Here is a 3846-nt window from a genome sequence, read left to right as displayed (position 1 = left end):
CCTGGAAGGCGAGATTGTGGACGGTCATCATCGAGGGAATGCCAACTGCCTTGCCGTAGCGCATGTAGGCCAGGGTCATCGCAGACTGCCAGTCATGGGCATGGACGATGTCGGGCTGGTAGCCCGAGATGGCGCCGCCGGCGATATCGCCGCCGACCTGGCTTAGTGCTGCGAAGCGCCGCCAGTTGTCTGGCCAGTCCACGCCGGTGGCATTGCCGTAGGGACCGCCGGGACGGTCGAACAGATGCGGCGCATCGAGCACGAACAGTTCGAGCCCGGCGAGTTGGACTGAATGGACGGAGGCCTTGCCGCCCTGCAGCAAGGGATATTGCAGAACCGCCCGCTTCTTCTTGAAGGCGGCCATGACGGTCGGAAAGCCCGGGATGAGCGTGCGCACGGTCACGCCCTTGGCCGCCAAGGCGATGGGCAGCGCGCCGGTCACGTCGGCAAGCCCTCCGGTCTTGATCAGCGGAAAGATCTCGGGCGTGACCGACAGAACCTGCATGCGTTAGAGCCCTAACTTGTCGATCATGTCCTGCGTGACCAGGCAGATGCCCTTTTCGGAAACGCGGAAGCGCTTGGCGTCGAGAATAGGATCTTCGCCGACCACCAGCCCTTCCGGTATCCTAACACCATGGTCGATGACCACGCGCTTCAACTTTGCGTTCCGGCCGACATGAACGTCGGGCAGCATGACGACTTCTTCCAGCGTCGAATAGGAATTGATGCGCGCGCCGGTGAAGATCAGGCTTTTTTTCAGCGAAGCCCCCGAGACGATGCAATCGCCCGAGACAAGCGAAGACACAGCCGAACCGCGGCGGCCATCCTCGTCATGCACGAACTTTGCCGGCGGCTTCAATTCGGCATAGGTCCAGATCGGCCAGTCGCGGTCGTAGAGATCGAGCTCGGGCGTGATATCGGTCAGGTCGATATTGGCTTCCCAATAGGCATCGACCGTTCCGACGTCGCGCCAGTAGGCTTCGTTCTCGGCGGTCGAGCGGACGCAGGATTTAGCGAAGCGATGCGCGATCGCCTTACCGTGCTGGACGATATAGGGGATGATGTCCTTGCCGAAGTCGCGGCTTGAGCCCGCCTCGGCCGCATCGCGGCGCAACTGCTCCATCAGGAATTTGGTCTTGAAGACGTAGATGCCCATCGAAGCCAGCGCGAATTCCGGCTTATCGGGAATGCCGGGCGGATCGGCGGGTTTTTCGACGAAGGCGATGATGTTGTCCTTGGCATCGACATGCATGACGCCGAAGCCGGTGGCTTCCATGCGCGGCACTTCGAGGCAGCCGACGGTGACGTCGGCATTGGCGTCGACGTGCTGGCGAAGCATCATCTCGTAGTCCATCTTGTAGATGTGGTCGCCGGCCAGGATGACCATGTATTCGGGGCCGTAGGCCTCAATGATGTCGATGTTCTGATAGACGGCATCGGCGGTGCCTTCATACCACTGCGTTTCCGAGACGCGCTGGCTGGCCGGCAGGATGTCGAAACTCTCGTTTCGTTCAGGGCGCAGGAAGTTCCAGCCGCGCTGCAGATGGCGGATCAGCGAATGTGCCTTGTACTGGGTGGCGACGCCGAGGCGTCGAATGCCGGAGTTAAGCGCGTTGGAGAGCGCGAAATCGATGATGCGCGTCTTGCCGCCGAAATAGACGGCCGGCTTGGCACGCCGATCGGTCAGTTCCTTGAGGCGGCTCCCACGGCCGCCGGCCAATACATAGGCCATGGCATCGCGCGCCAGCGGCTGGGTCCGTTTCAAGTCTGCCATTTCTACCCTCCCAAGTTACTCGATATCGACATGGCTCAGTCGGCAACGAGTTCAAGCATGATCGTCGACAGCGGCGGCAAAAGCATCGTCGCTGAGATGTTTCCTCCCTCCGCCCGCGCCTCGACCATGCCGCCATTGCCCTTGCCGGAACCGCCATATTCCGAAGCGTCGGTGTTGATGATCTCGCGCCATTTGCCTGATTTCGGCAACGGCACGCGATAATTGTCACGCGGCACCGGCGTGAAATTGGAAATGACGGCCACCGGGCTGCCGCCCGGTGCGCTGCGCAGCCAGGCAAAAACCGAATTCTGGCTGTCATCGACGATCAGCCAGGAAAACCCTTCCGGCTCACAATCACGGCCATGCAGTGCCGGGCGCGAACGGTAGAGATAGTTGAGATCGCGCACCGTCTGCCAGACGCCGCGATGCGGCCGGAATTCAAGCAGGTTCCAGTCGAGCGCGCGCGCCTCGCTCCATTCGCGGCGCTGCGCGAACTCCTGCCCCATGAAAAGCAGCTTCTTGCCGGGATAGCCCCACATGAAAGCGTAGTAGGCGCGCAGCGTCGCAAACTTCTGCCAGTCGTCGCCGGCCATCTTGCCAAGCAGCGTGCCTTTGCCGTGCACAACCTCGTCGTGCGAGAGCGGCAGCACGAAATTCTCCGAAAAGGCGTAGGTCAGGCCGAAGGTGAGGTCGTTGTGGTGGTGTTTTCGGAAGATCGGTTCCTTGGAGAAATACTCCAGCGTGTCGTGCATGAAGCCCATATTCCACTTGAAGCCGAAGCCCAACCCGCCTTCATGCACCGGTGCCGAGACCTTCGGCCAAGAGGTCGATTCCTCGGCGATGGTCATCACGCCCGGATGGTGGCCGTAGACCTCCTTGTTCATCTTCTGCAGGAAGCTGACCGCCTCGAGATTCTCGCGGCCGCCTTTCTCGTTGGGGATCCATTCGCCGGCCTTGCGCGAATAGTCGAGGTACAGCATCGAGGCGACCGCATCGACGCGAAGTCCGTCGACATGGTATTTCTCGGCCCAGAACAACGCATTGTTGACCAGGAACGACACCACCTCGCGGCGGCCGAAATTGTAGATCGCGGTGTTCCAGTCGGGATGAAACCCCTTGCGCGGATCGGCATGTTCATAGAGCGCGGTGCCATCGAAATTGGCCAGGCCGTGCTCATCGACCGGGAAATGCGCGGGCACCCAGTCGAGAATAACGCCGACGCCGGCACGGTGGGCGCCGTCGACGAAGCGGGCAAAGCCGTCCGGATCGCCAAAGCGGGCCGATGGCGCGTAGAGGCCGGTCGTCTGGTAGCCCCAGGACGGGTCATACGGGTGTTCGGAGATCGGCATGAATTCGATATGGGTGAAGCCGGTCTCGACCACATAGGGGATCAGCCGGTCGGCCAGTTCGTCCCATGACAGGAACGTACCGTCGTCGCGAAGCTGCCAGGAGCCGGCATGGACCTCGTAGATCGAAATGGCTTCGCGCCGGTGATCGGCATTGCGCCAGAAATTGCGATGCGCCTCGTCGCCCCACTCATGCGCCGGCGGCACGGCCACGACCGAAGCGGTGGCCGGACGCAGTTCGGACTTGAAGGCGAACGGATCGGCCTTCAGCGGCAGCCTGACGCCGTCGGGGCCGATGATCTCGTATTTGTAGGGCCGGCCGGCACCGATATCGGGAATGAACACCTCCCAGATGCCGGTGTCGCGGCGATCCCGCATCGAGTGCCGGCGGCCGTCCCATTCGTTGAAATCGCCGACCACAGAGACACGCCGCGCATTGGGAGCCCAGACGGCGAAATGCACGCCCGTGGCGCCTTCGTGCTCGATGACATGGGCGCCGAGCTTGTCGAACAGCCTGAGATGCGATCCCTCGGCGATGTAGTAGTCGTCCATCGGCCCGAGCACCGGACCGAACGAATAGGGATCGGTCAGCCACCAGTCGCCGCCGGCATTGCGCGCGTGATAGCGAAGCGGCTGCCGCTTCTTGATCGAGAGCTTGCCTTCGAAAAAGCCGCCATCGTCGCGCCTGGACAATTCACCCGCGATGATGCCGGTCAGCGTATAGGC

General features: G+C 61.9%; 3 protein-coding genes. All 3 read right to left on the bottom strand.

All coding sequences use genetic code 11. The annotated features are described in order from the left end of the window. A partial coding sequence (locus EN906_RS26045; protein ID WP_206529167.1) for a glycogen/starch synthase occupies window positions 1-505 on the bottom strand: 505 nt, incomplete at its 3' end. 3 nt (window positions 506-508) lie between these two features. Next, window positions 509-1774 (bottom strand): glucose-1-phosphate adenylyltransferase, encoded by a 1266-nt coding sequence (gene glgC / locus EN906_RS26040; RefSeq protein ID WP_127273144.1) that lies wholly within the window; start codon window positions 1772-1774, stop codon window positions 509-511. 35 nt (window positions 1775-1809) lie between these two features. Then, window positions 1810-3846 (bottom strand): 1,4-alpha-glucan branching protein GlgB (glgB, locus tag EN906_RS26035; RefSeq protein ID WP_127375480.1); only part of this gene is annotated, 2037 nt, incomplete at its 5' end.

The sequence above is a fragment of the Mesorhizobium sp. M7A.F.Ca.CA.004.06.1.1 genome, assembly GCF_003999135.1.
Lineage (GTDB): Bacteria > Pseudomonadota > Alphaproteobacteria > Rhizobiales > Rhizobiaceae > Mesorhizobium.
This window is presented reverse-complemented; position numbering and strand designations above follow the sequence as displayed.

Coding starts and splice junctions, on each gene's coding strand:
- glgC (WP_127273144.1), bottom strand. CDS start 1,774: ATGGCAGACTTGAAACGGACCCAGCCGCTGGCGCGCGATGCCATGGCC.